The 19,837-nt window shown below is 70.2% G+C and carries 16 protein-coding genes; 14 read left to right on the top strand and 2 right to left on the bottom strand.

The features are described 5' to 3' along the window. The first annotated feature begins 49 nt into the window (after positions 1–49). From CLV54_RS14975 to CLV54_RS14950, 6 genes are read left to right on the top strand one after another with little or no spacing between them, the layout of a single operon-like run. Positions 50–4,597: a choice-of-anchor M domain-containing protein gene (locus CLV54_RS14975; protein ID WP_100345783.1), complete on the top strand. Its 4,548-nt coding sequence runs from the start codon at positions 50–52 to the stop codon at positions 4,595–4,597. Further along, on the top strand, positions 4,594–6,195 hold the full coding sequence (locus CLV54_RS14970) for an anchored repeat ABC transporter, substrate-binding protein (protein WP_245861759.1): 1,602 nt from the start codon (positions 4,594–4,596) through the stop codon (positions 6,193–6,195). Before CLV54_RS14975 ends, CLV54_RS14970 begins: the two co-directional genes overlap by 4 nt. Further along, positions 6,192–7,115: a choice-of-anchor M domain-containing protein gene (locus CLV54_RS14965; RefSeq protein ID WP_211294569.1), complete on the top strand. Its 924-nt coding sequence runs from the start codon at positions 6,192–6,194 to the stop codon at positions 7,113–7,115. The genes CLV54_RS14970 and CLV54_RS14965 overlap by 4 nt, the downstream gene beginning before the upstream one ends. Continuing rightward, the gene (locus CLV54_RS14960) at positions 7,112–7,855 is read left to right on the top strand and encodes an anchored repeat-type ABC transporter ATP-binding subunit (protein WP_100345782.1); all 744 of its coding nucleotides are present in this window, start codon (positions 7,112–7,114) and stop codon (positions 7,853–7,855) included. Before CLV54_RS14965 ends, CLV54_RS14960 begins: the two co-directional genes overlap by 4 nt. A 3-nt stretch (positions 7,856–7,858) precedes the next feature. After that, positions 7,859–8,752 carry an anchored repeat-type ABC transporter permease subunit gene (locus CLV54_RS14955; protein WP_100345781.1) on the top strand — a complete coding sequence of 298 codons (894 nt, stop codon included), beginning with the start codon at positions 7,859–7,861 and terminating at the stop codon, positions 8,750–8,752. After that, a complete protein-coding gene (locus CLV54_RS14950; protein WP_245861758.1) occupies positions 8,745–9,587 on the top strand; it encodes a lytic murein transglycosylase in 843 nt (280 codons plus the stop codon). The genes CLV54_RS14955 and CLV54_RS14950 overlap by 8 nt, the downstream gene beginning before the upstream one ends. Before the next feature lie 39 nt (positions 9,588–9,626). Here the strand turns inward: CLV54_RS14950 and CLV54_RS14945 are convergent, their stop codons facing one another. Then, a complete protein-coding gene (locus tag CLV54_RS14945) occupies positions 9,627–9,998 on the bottom strand; it encodes a hypothetical protein (RefSeq protein ID WP_100345917.1) in 372 nt (123 codons plus the stop codon). A 107-nt stretch (positions 9,999–10,105) separates the two neighbouring features. Between CLV54_RS14945 and CLV54_RS14940 the strand changes: the two genes are divergently transcribed. The 8 genes from CLV54_RS14940 (at position 10,106) to CLV54_RS18005 (ending at position 18,144) form a co-directional block, all read left to right on the top strand. Next, positions 10,106–11,158: a permease gene (locus CLV54_RS14940; RefSeq protein WP_100345780.1), complete on the top strand. Its 1,053-nt coding sequence runs from the start codon at positions 10,106–10,108 to the stop codon at positions 11,156–11,158. Positions 11,159–11,168: 10 nt separating this feature from the next. Then, entirely contained in the window at positions 11,169–11,897 is a 729-nt protein-coding gene (locus CLV54_RS14935; RefSeq protein ID WP_245861757.1) for a TIGR03943 family putative permease subunit, read from the top strand. Continuing rightward, complete coding sequence (locus CLV54_RS14930) at positions 11,887–13,419, top strand: hypothetical protein (RefSeq protein ID WP_157803006.1); 1,533 nt, start codon at positions 11,887–11,889, stop codon at positions 13,417–13,419. Before CLV54_RS14935 ends, CLV54_RS14930 begins: the two co-directional genes overlap by 11 nt. Before the next feature lie 77 nt (positions 13,420–13,496). Beyond that, entirely contained in the window at positions 13,497–14,525 is a 1,029-nt protein-coding gene (gene glsA / locus CLV54_RS14925; RefSeq protein WP_211294568.1) for a glutaminase A, read from the top strand. Between the two features lie 10 nt (positions 14,526–14,535). After that, entirely contained in the window at positions 14,536–16,161 is a 1,626-nt protein-coding gene (locus CLV54_RS14920) for an MFS transporter (protein WP_100345777.1), read from the top strand. Positions 16,162–16,224: 63 nt separating this feature from the next. Then, complete coding sequence (locus tag CLV54_RS14915) at positions 16,225–16,602, top strand: PadR family transcriptional regulator (protein ID WP_100345776.1); 378 nt, start codon at positions 16,225–16,227, stop codon at positions 16,600–16,602. After that, positions 16,599–17,555, top strand: coding sequence for a hypothetical protein (locus CLV54_RS14910; protein ID WP_100345775.1), 957 nt, complete (start codon positions 16,599–16,601; stop codon positions 17,553–17,555). The genes CLV54_RS14915 and CLV54_RS14910 overlap by 4 nt, the downstream gene beginning before the upstream one ends. Before the next feature lie 70 nt (positions 17,556–17,625). Further along, positions 17,626–18,144: a DUF2510 domain-containing protein gene (locus CLV54_RS18005; protein WP_245861756.1), complete on the top strand. Its 519-nt coding sequence runs from the start codon at positions 17,626–17,628 to the stop codon at positions 18,142–18,144. A 37-nt stretch (positions 18,145–18,181) separates the two neighbouring features. On the opposite strand, the gene CLV54_RS18000 is transcribed toward CLV54_RS18005, so the two are convergent. After that, a complete protein-coding gene (locus CLV54_RS18000) occupies positions 18,182–19,753 on the bottom strand; it encodes a helix-turn-helix transcriptional regulator (protein ID WP_100345774.1) in 1,572 nt (523 codons plus the stop codon). Positions 19,754–19,837 lie beyond the last annotated feature (84 nt).

Genomic DNA, 19,837 nt, shown 5'->3' with positions numbered 1-19,837 from the left:
TGAAACCAGCGCGACCAGTCCCGCGACCAGCCCCGTAAGAAAGCCGTGCATGACCTTGTCCTCTTCCCGCCACCCCTCCCGATTCGCGGCGGCGGTTCTCGCCCTGGCCCTCGCCGGCGGACTCTCCGTCGCCGTCCCGACAGCGGCCTCGGCTGCGGATCTCGGCGCCGGCCCCGCTCCAGCACCTCGCGCCCAAGCCGTGCAGCCGCTCGAGGCGGTCGACGCCGTGACGGTCGGCTACCGCGACGGCGCGCTCGCACTGGGGTCCGCGACCTCCGCCGGCGAGCCGGTGGACCCGGGATCGACGCTCCTGGCCGTTCCCGACGTCGCTGCCGGAGCGACGACGCACCTCAGCACGACCGGGCTCTCCGGCGGCTTGCCCGCGGGCGCTCAGCTCAGCGACCTCGTTCTCACCCTCGTGGCCGTCCATGGCCCGGACGGCGGCGGATTCGGCCTCCGGGGCAACGGAGAGGGAGGAGAGAGCACTGTCCTGCTCGGCACCTCGGGAGACAGCCCGACGGCGCTCGCCCTCGAACAGGAGACCCGGCTCGCGACGAGCTGGCTCTTCAACGCCCCCGGCCGCTTCACCCTCTCGCTCCGCGCGGACGCTGTCGTGACCACGGATGGTGCGTCGACGCCGGTCTCGTCGCCGGTGGTCGACTACACGATCGCGGTGGGTCCGGTGGCCACGCCGACCGCTCTCGAGCTGAGCTCCGCGTCCTCCGCCGAGTCGGGCGCAGAGGTGCCCCTCGTGGCGACGGTCGAGCCCGCCGCCGCTGTCGGGGCCGTCGAGTTCTTCGACGGCGAGACGCTCCTGGGTCACTCGCCGGTCGTGAGCGGCACCGCGGACTTCTCGGCATCCGGCCTCCCCGACGGGCGACACGCCCTGCACGCGCGTTTTGTGCCGAGCTGGTCGACCGACTTCGCCGAGAGCGTCTCGGAGCCCGTGGCGGTGCGGATGGGACCCCCGCCGCAGCTCCGCGTCGTCTCGAGCGGGGCCCTCGCCGTGACGCCGAAGGTGAGCGGCGACGGGGGTGTGATCGCCGACTACGAGCTCGGCCTCTACGACGTGAGCGATCAGGCCGCACCGCAGTGGTTTCCCGCGACGGACGTCGTCCTGCAGCTGAGCTCGGCGGAGCGCGACGAGGAGGCGGGCACGTGGTCGACGAGGAGCGCGTACACCGCCCCCGCCGACATCCCGCCGTACCTCGCCGGCGGACGGCTGCTGCTGAGCTCGCAGCCCTCGTTCCAGGCCGCGCCGACGGCGCGCGTCGCGTGGGGCGGCATCAACAGCGCATACCTCGGCGACCTCGCCGCGAACCCCTCGATCGTCCTCGCCGCGTCTTCGGGGCCGCAGGGCGGGAGCTTCCGCGGGATCTTCGGCTCCGACGCGATCTGGAACAGCGCGACCCTCGACACGGGCCCCGCCCAATCGCCTCTCGGAGTCGTGCGCAACGGCGTCCAGTACCTGGGCTGGTCCTTCGACCGCGAAGGGGTCTACTGCGTGACCCTCCAGGGAAGCGTCACGGGGAAGGCGAACGGCGAGATCCTCCGCCACGCGAGCTACACCGTCGTCGTCGGCGACACGGTTCCCGCGGGACTCGAGGCCTGCGAGCAGATCGACCCGGCACAACCCGACCCCGACCCCGACCCGGATCCGGGCTCCGGAACCCCCTGGAGTGTGCTCGACGAGGGTCACACCGATGTGCGTGCCGCCGTGGTCGCCGGCGAGCTCGCGCTGGGGATGTCGAGCGCGCTCACGCCGTTCGACGACGTGGTGCTCTCGGGCACCCCGCCGTCGCGGCGGGTCGAGCCGCCGCAGCCCGGGGCGGACGGCACGGCCATCGGCCCCGTCGGCACCAAGTACTGGTACTTCCCGACCTCTCCCGTGAAGAAGCCCGGGAGCCGGACCGACGACTATCTGTGGCCCGGGTTCAGCACAGAGTCCCTGAGGAACGAGCAGCTGCTCTCGCCGCTCACCTTCAGCCTCGACGGCTTCTCGCTCGACGGCGTCGCCAACCCTCCCGGTGTGACGGTCGCGCTCCTGTCGCCGGCGACGAACGCCCAGCGCAGCGCCTCGTCGTTCAACACCCGTATGGGATCGCCCACCTCCTTCGAGCGTTATACGAACAGCCACGGTCATCCGCTCTGGGCGTTCACCGCACCCGGCGTCTACTGCCTGAGCCTCGGCGTCGCCGCCCAGCTCGCCGACGGCCACTGGTCCCGCAGCGACGCCCAGCTGACCGTCGTCGTGGGCGACGCCGTCGACCCCGCCACGGTCACCCCCTGCGGTCGCGGGGAGGCGCAGCCGTCGATCGCGGACCCGCGTCCCGTGCCGACCGTCTCCGCCACCGGGGCGCACCTCCTGGCGGACGACGACGCCACCGTCGAGCTCTTCGCGGACGGCGGCGCCCTCCGCGCCGTGACGAGCACCGCGGCGACCGTCGCAGAGGCTCCCGTCTACCGCGACCCCGAGGACGTCATCGCGTCCGTGGCCGTCTTCCAGCAGCGCTATGAGGCGTGGCGGCTGACGGCCGGCGGGGTGAGCAGTGTCGGCTTCGACAGCGACCGGCTCCCCTCGTCCGCCCTCGCGCCGGGGACGGCCATCACCGTCGCACTCGGAGAGGTGCGCGGTCCGGGTCGGGTGGAGGCCACGAACGCCTTCGAGGTGAGGACCCCGGGCGGGCTCTCCTCCGCCGACCCGGCTCGGCGGTCGTTCACCCTGGCCCCGGCCACGAGCCTGAGCGGTCTGCAGTGGGACTTCGAGCGGCCCGGCGTGTACTGCGTGCCGCTCAGCTGGACGGCGACGCTCGCGGACGGGACGGTGTCGACCGTCGTGAAGACCCTCACCTTCGCCGTCGGCTCCACGGACGTCTCGAGCCCGGACCACCTCGACCGCTCCGCCGTCACGAGCTGCTCGCGCGGTCAGCAGGCGACACCGGCGCCGGGTGACGGCGGGCAGCCCGACCCGGATCCCTCGCCCGACCCCGACGCCCCCGAGTGGAACGTGGCCAACGGCAGCACCACCCGCTCGGGCGCCACGGTGCTCAACGACGGGCACGTCGACATCGCCTCCGTGATCGAGGACGGGCGTTTCGTCACGCGGGTGAAGGACACGACGGCGAGCGCGGACCCGGTGTGGCGCGACCCGGGCACGACGGTCCTGCAGCTCTTCCCCGAGACCCGCACGACCGTTCCGGACAACCCGGCGTTCTCCTTCCTCGGCGCTCCCGGACGGCCCATCTGGGCGGTCGACCAGACCCAGGTCGAGGGCGTGCTCTGGCCCGGATGGTCGACGGAGTCGCTCGACCCCGCCGCCACGCGCGGAGGGGTGAGCTGGAGTCTCAACCGCGTCGAGGGGATGCCGGACGACGACGGGCGGACGAGCGCCGTCGGACAGTTCGCGATCTACCAGACGGAGGGCTTCGGCCGGCCGAGCGTGATCTTCGACACGAGGGACGGGGTACCCGATGCGTACGTCATCGACAAGAACGTGCACGCCCACGGAACCTGGACCTTCTCCGAGCAGGGCGTCTACTGCCTCGCGATGACCCGTGCGGCGCTCGCGGCGGACGGCTCGACGCTGAGCGACGATTTCGTTCTCACGATCGCCGTCGGCGAGGTCGACGTGCCCTCGATCGACCCCGGCCGGTGCTTCCTGGGCAGGGCGCCGGCCGGGAATCCGGGCCTCGATGCTCCCGGCGAGGGCGGTGGCACCCCGAACACGGCCGTGCTCACAACGCAGGAGCGCTGCGAGGCGAGCGGATCCGTGATCCTGTCGGAGGGACACATCGACGTCGGGACCCGCATCGTCGACGACGGGCTGCAGTCGCTCGTGAAGGACGGCACCCGGGGCGGCGATCCGGTGTGGCGCGAGCCGTCCTCGACCGTCCTGTGGCTCAAACCCGCGTCCGCGGTCGTCTCGCCCGGAGGGTCGTTCGCCTTCCTGGGCGCCGCGGGCGAGACGGTCTGGCAGGTTCCGCAGACCCGCGCCCCCGAGCTCATCTGGCTCGGCTGGAACACGGAGGAGGTCGGCGGGGGGCGCCTGGCCTCGCCTGTGACCTGGCGGCTGACCTCGGTCGAGGGACCGGGCACCGTGACGATCTACGAGCTCGGCGCGTTCGGGGACCCGCGGATCGTCCTGCGCGAGGGCGGGGCCTACGACATCCCGCTCGGCGTGCACGCCCACGGCAACTGGGCCTTCACCGCTCAGGGCGTCTACCGTCTGCACTTCACCCAGTCGGCGATCCTGCCGGGCGGGGCGGTCACGAGCGACAGCGAGACCCTCACGATCGCCGTCGGCGACGTCGACCCGACCCTCCTCGGATCGTCCGGTCGGTGCGGGATCGTGCCCGCCTCGCTCGTCGTGGCCCCCGCACCCCCGCCCGCCCTCTCGGCTGCACCGGTGCCGCCGAGCTCTCGTGGGCGCGCGGATGTCGCGGCCGGCGCCCAGGAGGCCGTGATCGAGCCGATCGCCGAGGAGGTCCCGGGCTGGGTGGTCGTCCTCGCGGTCGCCGGCGGCGTCCTGCTCGTGTGCGCGGCCGTCGTGGGTGCGACGCTCGTCGTGCGCCGCCGCGGAACGACCCCGGCCCCGTGAGCGGCAGAGTACGCATCCCGCGCGCCGCGGTCGGTGCGACGGCCTCGGCCGTGGCGCTCGCCGTGGGCCTGTGCGGCTGCTCGGCGCCGACCGCGGCACCGGACGACGGCAGGCTCAGGGTCGTGACGACGACCGGCATCCTCGCCGATCTCGTGCGCAACGTCGGCGGCGACCGGGCGGATGTCGCCTCCCTCGTGCCCGAGGGGGGCGACCCGCACAGCTACGAGCCGAGCCTGCGCAACGTGCGCGACATCGCCTACGCGGACGTCGCCTTCACGAACTACCTCCTGCTCGAGGAGCACAACGTCATCAAGGCGCTCGACGCGAACCTGCGCGAGGGGGTCCCTGACGTCTCGCTCGCCGAGTCGTCCACGAAGTATGCGGCCGAGGTCATCCCGCTCGTCGAGGACCTGTCGCTCGACACGATCTGGCTCGGCCTGCGGGTGCGCGGGACCGGTGCCGACCTCGGGGCGACGCGCTCCTCCGACATCCTCGTGTCCGCGACCGGGCTCGAGGGCCCGGGGGAGCTCTACGGCTACCTCACGGGCACCTTCGGCGACACGGAGCGCTACTTCACCTCGGAGGACGGCTTCGACGCGGCACACGGATACCGCGACGACACGGCCACCCTCCCGCCGGACGCGCACACCCACATGAGCTGGGCCTTCACGGAGCCCGGCGTCTACACCCTCCGACTCCGTGCGGCGCTTCAGGTCTCCCCGGAGTCCGCCCCCGCACCGGTCGGCTCGGCGACGGTGACCTTCGCCGTCGGGATCGACCCGCACTCCGTCCCGGGAAAGGAGGGCGCGATCGTCCTCGACGGCGGCCACTCCGACATCACGGCGGACCTCGACGAGCACAGGATGTACCTCTTCAGCGACCCGCACGGCGCGGGCGAGGCGCATCAGGAGGAGTACGACCTCGACGACGTCGTCATCGACGTGCCGACGAAGGCGCTCCACGACATCCCGGCCGGGCAGGACTACCGTTTCCTGGGGCGCCCCGGCACACCGGTCTACCAGCTCCCGCAGGCCGTGCTCGGCAAGCACGTGCACGGCGAGATCGACCCGCATCTGTGGCAGAACGTGCGCAACGCGCAGGCCTACGTCGAGAACATCCGCGACGTGCTCATCGAGCAGGACCCCGCGGGAACGGCCGTCTATCGTGCCAACGCGGAGGCCTACCTGACGCAGCTCAGCGCGCTCGACGACTATGTGCGGGAGACGATCGCCTCGATCCCCGCGTCGCGTCGCCACCTCGTCACCACGCACGACGCCTTCGGCTACCTGGCGGCGGCCTACGACATCCCGGTGGCCGGTTTCGTCACCCCGAACCCCGCGACGGAGCCGAGCCTCGCCGACCGCAAGAGGCTCGCGGAGACGATCGCGAACCTCGGCGTTCCCGCGGTCTTCCTCGAACCGAACCTCGCCCAGCGCTCGAGCGCCCTCACCGAGGTCGCGCGTGAGCAGGGCGTCGCCGTCTGCACGATCTACGGCGACGCCTTCGATCGCGACGTCCCCACCTATATCGACATGATGCGCTTCAACGCGGACTCGCTCGCGCGCTGTCTCGGCACCCCTCAGGAGAATCACGGATGACCCGCAGGACCCTCGCACGCGTTCTCGCCGCCGGAGCCGTCTCGACCGCTCTGATGATGGCCGGCCCTCTCGCCGCCGCCGGCGAGGACGACCTCGAGCAGACCCTTGCCCCCGACGAGGCCACGGGAACGGGCCAGGTGGAGCTCGGGCACGGCCACGTCGACCTCGGCCCGCGCTTCGTCGACGGGCAGTGGCGGCTGCAGGCCCACGACGACTCGGCTGAGCCACCGGTCTGGCGCTCCCTCGACGACGTCGTGCTGCGGGTGGGCGATGCCGCGCTGCTGACCGTGCCCGACGACCCGGCCTACGCCTTCCTCGGGCTGCCGGCCGGAGCGCAGGTGCACGTCGTTCCGCAGACCCAGGATCCGGACGTCGTCTGGGTCGGCTGGAACACCCAGGACCCCGCGGTCATGGCGGCGATCGACCGCGGCGTCACCCTCGGCGTGACGCAGGTGGAGGGGCCGGGCGAGCTCGTCGTCTACCTGCAGAGCGGCAATCTCGGCGAGCCGCAGGTGCTCTGGGACTCCACGAAGGCGATGCCGCAGGACGTCTGGGTCGACGTGGACACCCACACGCACGCCAACTGGGTCTTCAGCGCTCCCGGGGTGTATCTCGTGGGCGTCCGCGTCGCGGCGGAGCTGGCCTCGGGCGAGAGCGTCGCCTCCGACGCGACCCTGCGCTTCGCGGTGGGGGATGCCGCGGACGCCGGTGAGGCGCTGGCGGGCGGGATCCCCGCCGCGGCCGGGCCCTCCCCGGCCGCGACCGAGCTCGGGGCGCTCGCACCGGACGCGGCCGATCCGACGGGACTCGTTCTCACGATCGTCGTCGTCGCTCTGATCGTCGCCCTCGTGGCCGCACTCCTCATCGTGCTGGTCGGGGGCGCAAGAGCCCGCCGCCGAGCGGAGAGGGATGCATCATGAGCGTGCTGGAGGTGCGCGGCCTCAGCGTGGAGCTCGGGGGCAGGGAGGCGCTCGCCGATGTGACGCTCGAGGTCGACTCCGGTGAGCTCGTGGGTCTCATCGGCCCGAACGGCGCCGGCAAGACGACCCTCCTCCGCTCGATCCTGGCTCTCGTGAAGCCGCGTTCGGGTACGGTGCTCGTCGATGGCCGGCCGGCCGCGGCGGGCCGACCCGGCGTCGGCTATGTGCCCCAGAGGCACGAGTTCGCGTGGGACTTCCCGATCTCCGTCGAGGACGCCGTGCTGACGGGCCGCGTGGGCGTGATCGGCTGGCTCCGGCGTGCCGGGGTCGCTGACTACCGCGCGGTCGCGTCCGCCCTCGACCGCGTGCAGCTGACCGAACTGCGGAAGCGGCCTGTCGGCGAGCTCTCCGGCGGTCAGCGCCAGCGTGTACTGGTGGCGCGGGCCCTCGCGCTCGATCCGGCGATCCTGCTGCTCGACGAGCCGTTCACGGGACTCGACGCCCCCACTCAGGATCTGCTCACCGAGCTCTTCGTCGATCTCGCGCGAGAGGGCAGGGCGCTGCTCATGACGACCCACGACCTCGCGTCGGCTGTGCACAGCTGCACTCGGCTGTGCCTTCTCAACCGCACCGTCATCGCCTCGGGAACCCCCGAGGAGCTCGCCGGCTCCGAGCCGTGGATGAGGACGTTCGGCGTGACCGCGTCGAGTCCGCTTCTGAAGACCGTGGGGGTGGTCTGAGCCGTGTCGATCGTCGACTTCATCACCGACCTGTTCAATCCGGCTCTGTCGTTCCTGCCCAAGGCACTCGTGATCGCGGTGATGTCGAGCATCGTCTGCGGTGTCATCGGCTGCTACGTGGTGCTGCGGGGGATGGCCTTCATCGGCGATGCCGTCGCGCACGCGGTGTTCCCCGGCCTCGCCGTCGCCTTCGTCATCCAGGGCAACCTCGTGCTGGGCGGAGCCGTCGCCGGGGTTCTCACCGCCCTGCTGGTGGCCGTCTTCTCGCAGAATCGGAGGCTCACGGAGGACAGCGTCATCGGGATCTTCTTCGCGGGGGCGTTCGCCCTCGGCATCGTGATCATCAGCCGCGCGCCGGGGTACGCCGGATCGCTGCAGCAGTTCCTCTTCGGCTCGATCGTCGGCATCCCCGTCGAGGACCTCTACACCGTCGCGATCGCGGGCACGATCATCCTGCTGATCGCGTTCCTCCTGCACAAGGAGTTCGTCGCCGTGAGCCTGGACCGCGAGATGGCCAGGTCCGCCGGCCTCCCGGTGTTCTGGCTCGACATCGCCCTCTACGTGCTGGTCACGATCGCCGTCGTGATCTCCGTGCAGACGATCGGCAACATCCTGGTGCTCGCCTTGTTGATCACGCCGGCGGCCACCGCGCGCCTGCTCACCGACCGTCTCTCCGTGATGATGCTGCTCGCACCGGTGATCGGCGGGGCCTCGGCTCTCGTGGGCCTCTACATCTCGTGGAGCTGGGACTTCCCGGTCGGCGGGACGATCGTCTTGGTCGCCACAGCCGTGTTCCTCGTCTGCTGGTTCGTGGCGCCGAGGCACGGCCTGCTCGCGAAGGCCCGCGGCCGGGTGCTGCGCCGTCGGGTGCGGGAGGTCGTCGCAGCGGATGTCTGATCCGGGCTTCTACGAACTGCTCGCCGATCTGGGCGAGGACGGGAACAGCCGCCCGCCTTCGAGCCGGTCGAGCCGGGTGCTGGCCGTGGTGCTCACGGTCCTGGCCCTCAGCGGCGCGGCCTGCATCGTGATGGCCACGATGGCAGCGGGCTCGACCACGGCGACGGATCGCGTCCCGACAGCTGCGGAGGAGACGACAGCGCTCGACACGCCCCGACCCGATGCGTCCGGTTCGGCCGCACCGCAGACGGAGGCGGCCCTCGCGTCGCCGACCTGGATCGCGAGCGTCGCGAGGCGCACCGGGATCCCCGCGCGTGCGATGAGCGCTTATGCGGGGGCCGTGCTGCTGCTCGCCCGCGAATCCCCGGCATGCGGTCTGAGTTGGAACGCACTCGCAGCGATCGGCGAGGTGGAGAGCCATCACGGCTCGATCGACGGCGCGCGCATCCATGCCGATGGCCGGGCGGAGCCGGAGATCATCGGCATCGCACTGTCGGGGGGAGAGGTCGGCACGGTACCCGACACAGACGGAGGGGTGGTCGACGGCGACCCGCGATGGGATCGCGCGGTGGGGCCGATGCAGTTCATCCCGTCGACCTGGGCGAGCTGGGGGATCGACGGCGACGGCGACGGCCGTGCGGATCCGCACGACATCGACGATGCAGCCGTGAGCGCTGCGCGCTACCTCTGCGCGATGGGTGGAGATCTGAGCGATGCCGACGGCTGGCGGTCTGCCCTCACCGCCTACAACGACTCCGCCGAATACGCGGTGGAGGTCACCGACACGGCCAATCGCTACGTTGCCCGGGCGGGAGCGGCCTCCGACAGACGATGAGGGGCGGCGAAAGGGACAAGGGTATCGGGCGTCGAGCGATCAGTCCGAGCCGCGCGGCTCGTCGACGACGCCGACGAATCGGCTGCCGATGCCGTCGTACTCCCTGCGGCGCATATCTTTCGCGGGCTCGGGCAGTTGCGCGGGGGTGTGGTAGTCGCAGCTGAGATACGTGAACTCCGGCCACCACTTCTTGGGGCGCGCAGCCTCGGAGAAGCCGCAGACGTCGCACGTGAGCTGAACCCAGACGGGCTTCTTGCCCGTGCGGTTGGCGCGGGACTGCTGCAGCCAGGCCGGCGGGTTCTCGTCGAGGTCGGCGAGCTCGGCCTCGCTGAGCCGAGCGGGGATGCCGTGCCGGTGGGCCATCTCGAGGGGGATGTCCAGATGCAGTGCCGCGTCTCGTCGTGTGATCATCTCGACCAACCCTAGATCACCGCTGCGACATGGCCATTTCGTAAACAGTTCCGGGCCGAAGGAGTGGCTTGTCCGATCCGATTATCATTCTCAGGTACTATTCTCGAATGCCCACCTCCGCACCGTTGAAGGCTGACATACCCCCACAGACCGCAGCGGCGCGGCGCGGGTTCGTGCAGCAGACGAGCCTCAGGCCGCTCGTCATCGGACTCGTCGGCATCGCCCTCATCGTCGTGCTGAGGCTGATCGCCCCGCTCCTCGACGATCTGGCCATCCCGAACCGAGCGCAGGACTTCCTCACACTCGGCATGAGCGTGATCATCGAGTCCCTGCCCTTCGTGGTCCTCGGAATCGTGCTGTCGATCGTCGTGCAGGTCTGGCTGCCCGACGGCATCCTCGCGAGATACCTGCCCCGGCAACCGATCCTGCGCCGTGCCTGCATCTCGCTGTTCGGCATGTTCTTCCCGGTCTGCGAGTGCGGCAACGTACCGCTCGCCCGCGGCTTTATGGTGCGCGGCTTCACGGTGCCCGAATCCGTCACCTTCCTGCTCGCGGCGCCGATCCTCAACCCCATCACGATCATCACGACCCATCAGGCCTTCGGCTGGGACGGCTACGTGCTCGTCGCGCGTCTGGTCGGCGGCTTCCTCATCGCCAACGTGATCGGCTGGCTGTTCAGCAGGCACCCCGATCCGTCGCAGCTCCTCACCCCCACGTTCCAGGCGATCTGCGCGCTGCCGGCCGATGGCCACAAGCACGGCAAGACCGCGGAGAGCGTCGAGCTGTTCGTGCGCGAGACGAGCAACATCATGCCCGCGCTCTTCATCGGCTCCTTCGTGGCGGCCGGCATCCAGGTCTTCGTGCCGCGGGAGGTGCTCATCGCCCTCGGCAGCAACCCGGTGCTCTCGATCGTCGCGATGATGGCCCTCGCCTTCATCGTGGCGATCTGCTCCAATGTCGACGCGTTCTTCGTGCTGTCGTTCAGCAGCACCTTTCTGCCGGGCTCGATCGTCGCGTTCCTCGTCTTCGGGCCGGTCATCGACATCAAGATGCTCGCTCTCATGCGCACGACGTACACGACCAAGGCGCTCGTGCAGATCACACTCGTCGTGGCGCTTCTCAGCGCCGCCCTCGGATTGCTGGTGAACTATGTGGCTTAGACGACTTCTCGTGACCTGGCAAGGAGTGGTGCTGACGCTCGTCGCCGTCGTGATCACGATCGTGCTGGCGGTCAACGGTCAGCTCGGGCTGTACATCCACCCCCGGTACTTCGTCTTCACGATCATCATGGCCGTCATCGGACTCGCCTTCGTCGTCGGCGGGCTGCTCCATCGCGGCCACGACGACTCCGAGAAGACCTCACGTCGGCAGCTCGTCCTCTCCGTCGTCGGGATGCTCGTGCTCGCCGTGCTCACGACGGCGATGATCGTCGTCCCGCCCTCGACCCTCACGACGGCGACCGTCGAGCAGCGCGACATCAACTCGGGCGGCATCTCCTCCGAGGCCGACACCGCGGATGCCGCGTTGCTGGCCGGCGCGGGAGACTTCGACCGGCTCACGCTCAAGGACTGGGCCTCGCTCCTGACCCAGACGACCGACCCGTCGTTCTTCGACGGCAAGACCGCGAAGCTGTCGGGTTTCATCAGCCCGGCGCCCTCCGACCCGGAGGACATCTTCTACATCGCCCGCTTCGTGGTCACCTGCTGCGCCGTCGATGCCCAGCCGATCGGCGTGCCGGTCTACCTCGAAGACTGGGACGACACCTTCGACGCCGACCAGTGGGTGGAGGCCACGGGCGGCTTCGAGACGAACCCGAGCGCGGCGAGCGCAGACCCGCTCGTCGTCGTGCCGACGACCCTCGAGCCCATCGACGAGCCCAACGATCCCTATGTCTACTAGACGTCAACGGCCGTCCACGTCCCGGCGCCCACCCGCTCGGCGTTCCACGCCCGCCACGCGCTCGGTCGCGGCGACGAGGCCCGAACCCGAGCCCGCCACGGCCGCCGGGTACCGTCGCCGCTTCCTCTGGCTCGTGGGAGGGCTCGCGATCCTGTGCATCGGCCTCCTCGGCCTCACCGTCTCGCAGGGCCCCCACGTCACGAAGGTCGACGTGAGCCCGGAGAACCTTGTCGCGAACGTGAATCAGCGGATGATCTTCGACGCCAACCAGCAGATCACGACCGTCGAGGAGTCGCAGGTGCACATTGCGCCGCAGGCTCGGTTCCAGGTGCAGACCGCCAACGACACGGTGACGCTCGTCTTCCCCGACCGTCTGCTCTACAACACCGAGTACCGTGTCTCGATCGACGACGTCACCGGTTTCTCGGCCGATCAGCCGTCGGAGTTCACTGCGACCTTCACGACGGGCGAGCGACCGTTCTTCTACCTGATGCGGGGCGCGACCGTCACGCGCGCCGACGGCACGCCGGGCAAGGAGTATGACGAGATCATCACCACCGGCGTGCGCTCGACCGACAACCGCGTGGTCTACTCCGCTCCCTACATCCAGGATTTCGCCGTCGTGGGAGATTCGCTCGCCGTCGTGCTGCTCGAGGAGGATCGCAGCAACTCGCTCGTGATGGTGCGCTCCGACGGCGACACGGTGGACGCGCTGACCCTGCCCGGTCCCGGTATGGTCAAGGATCTCCAGGCCGCGCCCGAGGCGGGCCTCCTCGGCTTCCGCTTCACGAGCTCCAGCGACGCGAGCGAGCCGCGTTTCGAGAGCGGGCTCTTCCTGATCGACCTCGCGACGGCCGTGGCGGAGCCGGTCCTGGGGGTCGACGGCGAGCCGATCAAGACCTCGCAGTGGGGTTTTCTGCCGGGCCGTTCGGCATTGCTGGCGCAGGCGTTCGACTCCTCCGTGCTCCTGCTCGATCCGGTGAAGCAGGCGATCCCGGTGCCTCTCGGTCATTTCTCGGCGATCGACGCCTTCGCCCTCGACGGCACGCGGGTCGCTGTCTCCGACGAGGGCAACCGGCAGGTGCTCGACCTCAGGGATGGCTCGCTCACGGATGTCGCCGACACCGATACCGTGCTGTCGACGAGGGCGACGACGCCGCGTGACGGCAGCGAGGTCTATCCCGCCGAGGTGCGCTTCCTCGCGTCAGAGGACGCCTTCATCGAGCAGGTGAGCTACTTCGATCCGGTGACGGGGGAGCCGGATCAGTACGTGGCGGAACGGCGGGGCGGCGAGCAGAGGCTGATCTACGAGCCGCGGCTTCCCCATGAGCTCCTGCGTCACGTCGTCGTCTCGCCGAACGACCAGTACCTCGCCATCACGATGGTGCCCGACACCACATCGAGCGTGTCCGACAACTATCCCGTCAACTCCGAGCCCAGCTCGGTGACGACCCTGATCGTCGACCGCGTCACGGGGGAGGTCGTGCGCAGTGTCGTCGGTTTCGGCATCCGCTGGCCGTAGCCGTTCCTCCGCCAGGCCGGATCCACTGCGCTCTCGTCAAACGGGGAGCACCGTGCCAGACTGACAAGGGGGTGGTGATGGAGCAGGACATCGCGGGGGTCGACCAGTCGGTCTCGACGGGCGTCCTGCCGGGCTGGGAGGCCGTCGAGGCGCATGTCGTCGCCGCCTACGAGCGCTCCCGAACCCGGGCAGGCGGTGCGGTCGCCGACTACATCCCGATCCTCGCGGCGGCCGATCCGGAGTTGTTCGGGGTGTGCGTCGCAGAGGTCAACGGCGAGGTGCATTCCGCCGGAGACGCGGAGGTCGGCTTCTCCATCCAGTCGATCTCGAAGGCTTTCGTCTACGCCCTCGTCTGCGAGGAGCTCGGGCACGAGGTCGTGCACGAGCGGGTGGGGGTGAACAACACCGGGCTCGCCTTCAACTCGGTCGTCGCGATCGAGCTGAACGACGGGCATCCGATGAACCCGATGGTGAACGCGGGCGCGCTCGCGACCACGGCTCTGATGCCCGGTCGAACCCCGGAGCTGCAATGGGAGGCGGTGCGGGACGGCCTGTCGCGATTCGCCGGCCGCTCCCTGCAGCTCGACACCGTCGTGTACGAGTCGGAGGCGGCGACCAACCAGCGCAATCGCGCCATCGCCGCGCTCCTGGAGAGCTACGGACGCATCCAGCGGGATCCGTCCGAGATCGTCGACGTCTACACGAAGCAGTGCGCCCTGCGGGTGAGCGCCCGCGATCTCGCCGTGATGGGGGCGACTCTCGCCGACGGCGGCGTGAACCCGGTCACCGGGGAGCAGGTCGTCTCGGCCGCGGTCTGTCGCGACACGCTCGCCGTGATGGCGGCGAACGGGCTGTACGAGCGATCCGGCGAGTGGCTGTTCGAGATCGGGCTGCCCGGAAAGTCGGGTGTCGCGGGCGGTATCGTCACGATCGCGCCGGGAAAGGCGGGGATCGGGGTGTTCTCACCCCTTCTCGACGTCGCAGGCAACAGCGTGCGAGGTCAGCGGGCGACCGCATACCTCTCGCGCGCGCTGGGGCTGAACATCTTCGCATCCGATGTCCATCGGTCGAAGCATCCGGAGAGCCATCAGGGCCAGGAGAGCTGAAGGAGCAGTCATGGCGAGTGAGCAGACGGCCGTGTCGGAGACCCGCACCTCATGGGTGCCGTTGACGGGCCTCTTCCTGGCCCAGGTGCTGATGTCGTTCAACGTCGCCGCGCTGCCCGTGTCGCTCGGCGGTATGGTCGAGGAGTTCGGGGTCCCGCCCACCGCGGTCAGCACGGCGATCGTCACCTACGGTCTCGTCGTCGCCGCGCTCGTGATGGTGGGCGCGAAGCTCGGCCAGCGCGTCGGCTGGATCGTGATGTTCCGCATCGTGGTGGCGTTGTTCGCGGTCTCGGCCCTTCTGATGATCCTCGCGCCGACGGTCACCTGGGTCATCGTCGCGCAAGCCGGTGCCGGTGCGGCGGCGGCGATCATCGTGCCGTCGCTCGTGGCCCTGATCGCCGAGAACTACCACGGTGTGCAGCAGGCGACCGCGATCGGCTCGCTGGGATCCGCCCGCGCGCTCTCGGGCGTGAGCGCCTTTCTGATCGGCGGCGCCCTCGGCACCTTCGTCGGCTGGCGGCCTGTGTTCGCCATCGTGCTCGCACTCGCGATCGCGGTCTTCGCGTTCAGCTTCCGGCTCCGCTCGGACCGCGGCGATCCCGCCGTCGCGATCGACGTCGTCGCGGCCGTGCTGATCGGTGCAGGCATCATCTCGCTCACGGTCGGCTTCAACAACCTCAACTCCTGGGGGATCCTCGAGGCCGCCCCTGCTGCGCCGTTCGACGTCGTCGGGCTCTCCCCCGCCCCGCTTCTGATCGTGATCGGCGTTGTCCTGGGGCAGGCGTTCTTCCTGTGGACCCGACGGCGCATCGCGGCGGGCAGAGTGCCGCTCGTGAGCCTCGCAGTGCTCGGATCGTCGCGCGAACGGGCCGCCGTCTACGCCATGTTCATCGTCGTGGGGCTCGAGGCCGCGCTGAACTTCACGGTTCCGCTCTACATCCAGATCGTGCAGGGGCGCACCCCCTTCGACACCTCGCTCGCGATGATGCCCTTCAACCTCACCGTCTTCGTCACGGCGACGCTCGTGGTGCGGCTCTACAAGCGGTTCCCGCCTCGCGTGATCGGCATGGCGGGCTTCGGCCTCACGACCGCGGCTCTCGCCTGGCTCGCCCTCGTCGTCACGAACGACTGGGAGACCCTGCCGACCATCCTGGGCCTTGTCGTCTTCGGCGTCGGCCAGGGCGCGCTGGTGACGCTCGTCTTCAACGTGCTCGTGACAGCGGCCCCGAAAGAACTCGCAGGAGATGTCGGCTCGGTGCGGGGGACCACGCAGAACCTCGCATCGGCTGTGGGAACGGCTGTCGCCGGCGCCCTGCTCGCCACGATTCTGGGCTTCAACATCGGACAGGCCGTTGTCAACGACATCGAGCTGCCGCCCGCCCTCGTCGCCCAGGTGGACCTCGACAGCGTCGATTTCGTCAGCAACGATCGTCTGCGTGAGGTGCTCGCCGAGACGGATGCGACGAGCGTGCAGGTCGATGCGGCCGTCGCGGTCAACACCTCGGCACGACTGGCCGCTCTGAAGCTCGGGCTGCTGATCATGGCCTCGGTGAGCGCCCTGGCCATCATCCCGGCCAGTCGTCTGCCGCGGTATCGCCCGGGGGAGATCCCCGACCTGCAGCCACACGGCGAGTAGAGGGCGACGATCTCATATATTCAGATGTTCGTAATATATCCGTGACATGAGTATCATGGTGACATGACCGAGACCGAGATACGCGAGCCCACCTTCCTGGTGCTGGCGGCGCTCGCCGACGGGCGCAAGCACGGCTACGGCCTGATCACAGAAGCCGAGGCGCTCTCGCACGGCCGGGTGCGGCTCAAGGTCGGCACCCTCTATGCCGCGCTCGACCGATTGGGGCAGCAGGGCCTCGTCGAGCCCGCGGGCGACGAGATCGTCGACGGCCGCCTGCGCCGGTACTTCGCGCTGAGCGACGCCGGCGCCGCGGTGCTGGCGCGTGAGGCCGACCGCCTCGAGCAGAACGCCCGGGAGGCACGAGCGCGACTGCTGCTGCGACCGCAGGGGCTCCTGCCCGGGCTGGGGCGTGCGAACGTCGTCGAGGGGGTGCGGCCGTGAGGGCCTCGCCCGAGCAGCGGTACCGGCGCGCGCTGCGGTGGTATCCGGCATCCTGGCGACGGGTCAACGAGGATGCCGCGATCGGCACGCTGCTCGACGCGGCCGACGCCGAGGGGCGCACACGTCCCCGGCTCTCCGAGCGCGTCGACCTGGCTGCCAACGGGCTGGCCGCCCGGATCGGGATCGTGCCGGTCGCGGTGCGCGACCGCGTCGCGCAGACGGCGTTCGCGACGGGCACGGCTTTCGCGCTCGTGTACGTCTGGTTCCAGTCGTGGGCGCCGTTCGTGCCCGGCCGCGAGCTCGTGCTGGAGCGGACCCCTCACTTCGGGCCCTTCCTGAACCCCGGTGTCGTTCTGGGGGCGTTGTGGGCGCTCGCGTTCGCGCTGCTGCTCGGCGGCTGGCTCGGGGCGGCCCGGATCGCCCTGATCGCATCGATCGCGGTCGCAGTGACCCTCCCGCTGCTGCCGTGGGGCGGGCCCTCGTCGAGAAACCTCGTCTTCCTCGGCATCCTCGCGGCTCTGAGTCTCGCGGGCACACCCCGGAGCCGGTCGCGCCTCGCCGTTCTGACCGGGGGCTGGGTCGTCGTCTTCGTCGCCCTGTACGCGCTCGGCGGGCTGTTCTCGGGAACCAGCGCGCTCCGGGGCGGCAACGATCGCTTCTTCTGGGAGACCGTGGCCGACGGCTACAACCTCGGGGTCGTCTTCGTGCTGCTCGCGGTCGCGGTCGCTGCCCTGTGCGTGGCACGGAGACTCCCGGCGGCCGCGGTCGTGGCGCTCTCGGCGGTTCCCTGGGCCGCGATCTGGGTGCTCGATCTCGCGGCCGACGACATCGTCGTCGCACTGACCGCCGTCGCCGTGGCTCTCGTCGTGGCGACCCTGCTGACCCTCGGCGCGGTCGCGCTCCGGCGCACGGGGCTGCGGGTCGTGGTCGTGCGGGGTGAGCGAGGCCGGTGATCCCCAGCGTGCGGCCGTGACCACTCGCTAGAATTCGAGGACAATCCGTCTTCGACCGATCGGGACAACCGTGACCGCAACCCCTCCAGGCTGGTACGACGACGGCAGCGGACGCCTGCGCTGGTGGAACGGCGTCAGCTGGACCGAGCACTTCGCACCGGTGCCCGCACCCGCTGCTCCGGCGGCGCCGACGCAGCCCGACTACGTCCGGGTGGCGCAGGCACAGACGCAGACACAGACGCACCAGCCCGGTTACGCCCCGCCCGCTCCTGCTCAGCCCGGCCTCGCGCCGTCGGCGTACACGACGGTCGGCTACACGGCCGCGCCCTATCAGTCCATCGCCGCTCCGCGCCCCTCGAACCCGCTCGCGACCACGGCTCTCGTGCTCGGGATCGTGGCCTTCGTGCTCGGCTTCATCCCCTTCGTGGGAACGATCCTCGGCGCGCTCGCGATCGTCTTCGGCGTGCGAGGGGCCCGAGCGGCCTCCTCGGCTGCCGCGGTCGTCGGCCTCGTGCTCGGCTCGCTCGCCGCCTTCTTCGGCCTGCTCGTGACGATCGCCGTCGTCATCGGGATCGCGACAGGCAGCTAGCGGCAGAAAGACGGCCGGCGTCGCAAGCCGGCGCCTGCTAGTCGAGCAGCCCGAACCTCCGGGCCGCGGCCACGGCATCCTTCCCGCTCGCGACGCCGAGCTTGCGGTAGATGCTGCGCAGCTGCGACTTCACCGTGTTCTGGCTCACAAAGCGCCGCGCCGCGAGCTCGGCGATCGTGACGCCCGTCGACAGCTCGGTGAGCACGGAGCGCTCCCGGGGCGAGAGCGGCGCGAAGGTCTCGGGCACGGCGACGAAGCCGCCCTCGCGCTCGATGGTCGCAATGAGCTCGGCGTCGGCGACGCTGCCCGGCAGGGTCGAGACCCGATCCCAGTCGGCCCGAGGGATCATCGTCGGAGCAGACAGGAGCCGGTGCTCCGACTCGAGCATCATCGATTGGGTGAAGAGCTCCGCCGCTTCGAGCGGCAGCCTCTGGCGCAGGCGCATCACCGAGCGCAGCAGCAGCCCTCCGGTGAGCACTCGGGGCACGGCGGTCGCGTCAGGCAGGAGCGATTCGACGATACGGTCGGCGGAGTCGATCTCACCGAGCACGAACTCGACCTTCGCGAGCTCCAGGTCGATCATGATCGCCGCGGAGTGCAGCTGGTGCCCGGTTACCAGCACGGCACGCGCACGCGCCGGCTGCTTGAGTGCGAGGAACATCTCGGCTCGCGCGATCGAGAGGTAGGCGACGTTGACTCCCGAGGTGCTCATGGCGCTCGGCCGGCTCGCCGCCGCGGAATCGATGTCGCTCAGCATGCGCCACGGGTCGCCGGTCTTGTGCACGAGACGCGCCTCGAGCAGGAGGAGGGCCGCCCAGTACTCGGGCGACTGGGCGATGTCGATGTCGTCGTGCAGCACCCGTTCGGCCGCATCGTACTCGAGGCGATCGAGGTGCAGCAGGGCCCGGGCCAGGTTCGCGGTCGTCGAGTACCGCGGTGTGTGCCAGCCCTTGTCGCCCGCGGGCATCCGGCCCAGCCAGCGCTCGGCATCCCCCGTGCGGCCCGCCAGGGCGTGCAGAAAGGCGGAGCTTCCGGCCGAGCTCGCCATCATGAGCACGTTGCCGGTGACGACGGCGAGGTCGTAGGCGTCTTGATACTCCTGCAGTGCGAGTGGGTTCTGCCCATTGAACTCACGGGCCTTGCCCCACTGGAAGTAGAGGTCGGGAAGGGAGTGCTGCAACTCGACGAGGCTCTCGTCACTCGCGTCGGCGAGGGCCTCCCGCGCCTCGTCGACGCAGCGCGCCGCCCGGGCGAAGTCGCCCGAGGAGCGCCGGGAGGCGCACCGGCTCGTGAGGCCCACGAGCATGTCGAAGAGTCCTGCGGTCGGCGCCGCGGGGGTGGAGTCGCGGTAGCGCACCGGGCCGGGCTTGTCGCCCATGGGCAGGTAGTCGAGGTAGTTCTGCGCGGCGACCCAGCGCGGGTTCTGCTGCACGATCGACTCCGGCAGGGAGTGCACGGCCTCGCGGATGCGGATCGGATCCTCGACGATGAGGGCCGACCAGTGCTGCTCGATGATGCCGATGGCGGTCACCCAGTCCTCGGCCTGCTGTGCCGCGGAGAGGCGGGCCGCGGGAGACGGCTCGTCAGCGGGGTTATCCGGACGATTCACAGATCGTAGCCTAATTCGCCCAGGTTAACCGTGTGACATTTCAGGCGCCATTTCGCGACACCGCGCCCCGGATCGCGCCGGATC

Source organism: Compostimonas suwonensis, assembly GCF_002797855.1.
Classification (GTDB): Bacteria; Actinomycetota; Actinomycetes; order Actinomycetales; family Microbacteriaceae; genus Compostimonas; species Compostimonas suwonensis.
This window is presented reverse-complemented; position numbering and strand designations above follow the sequence as displayed.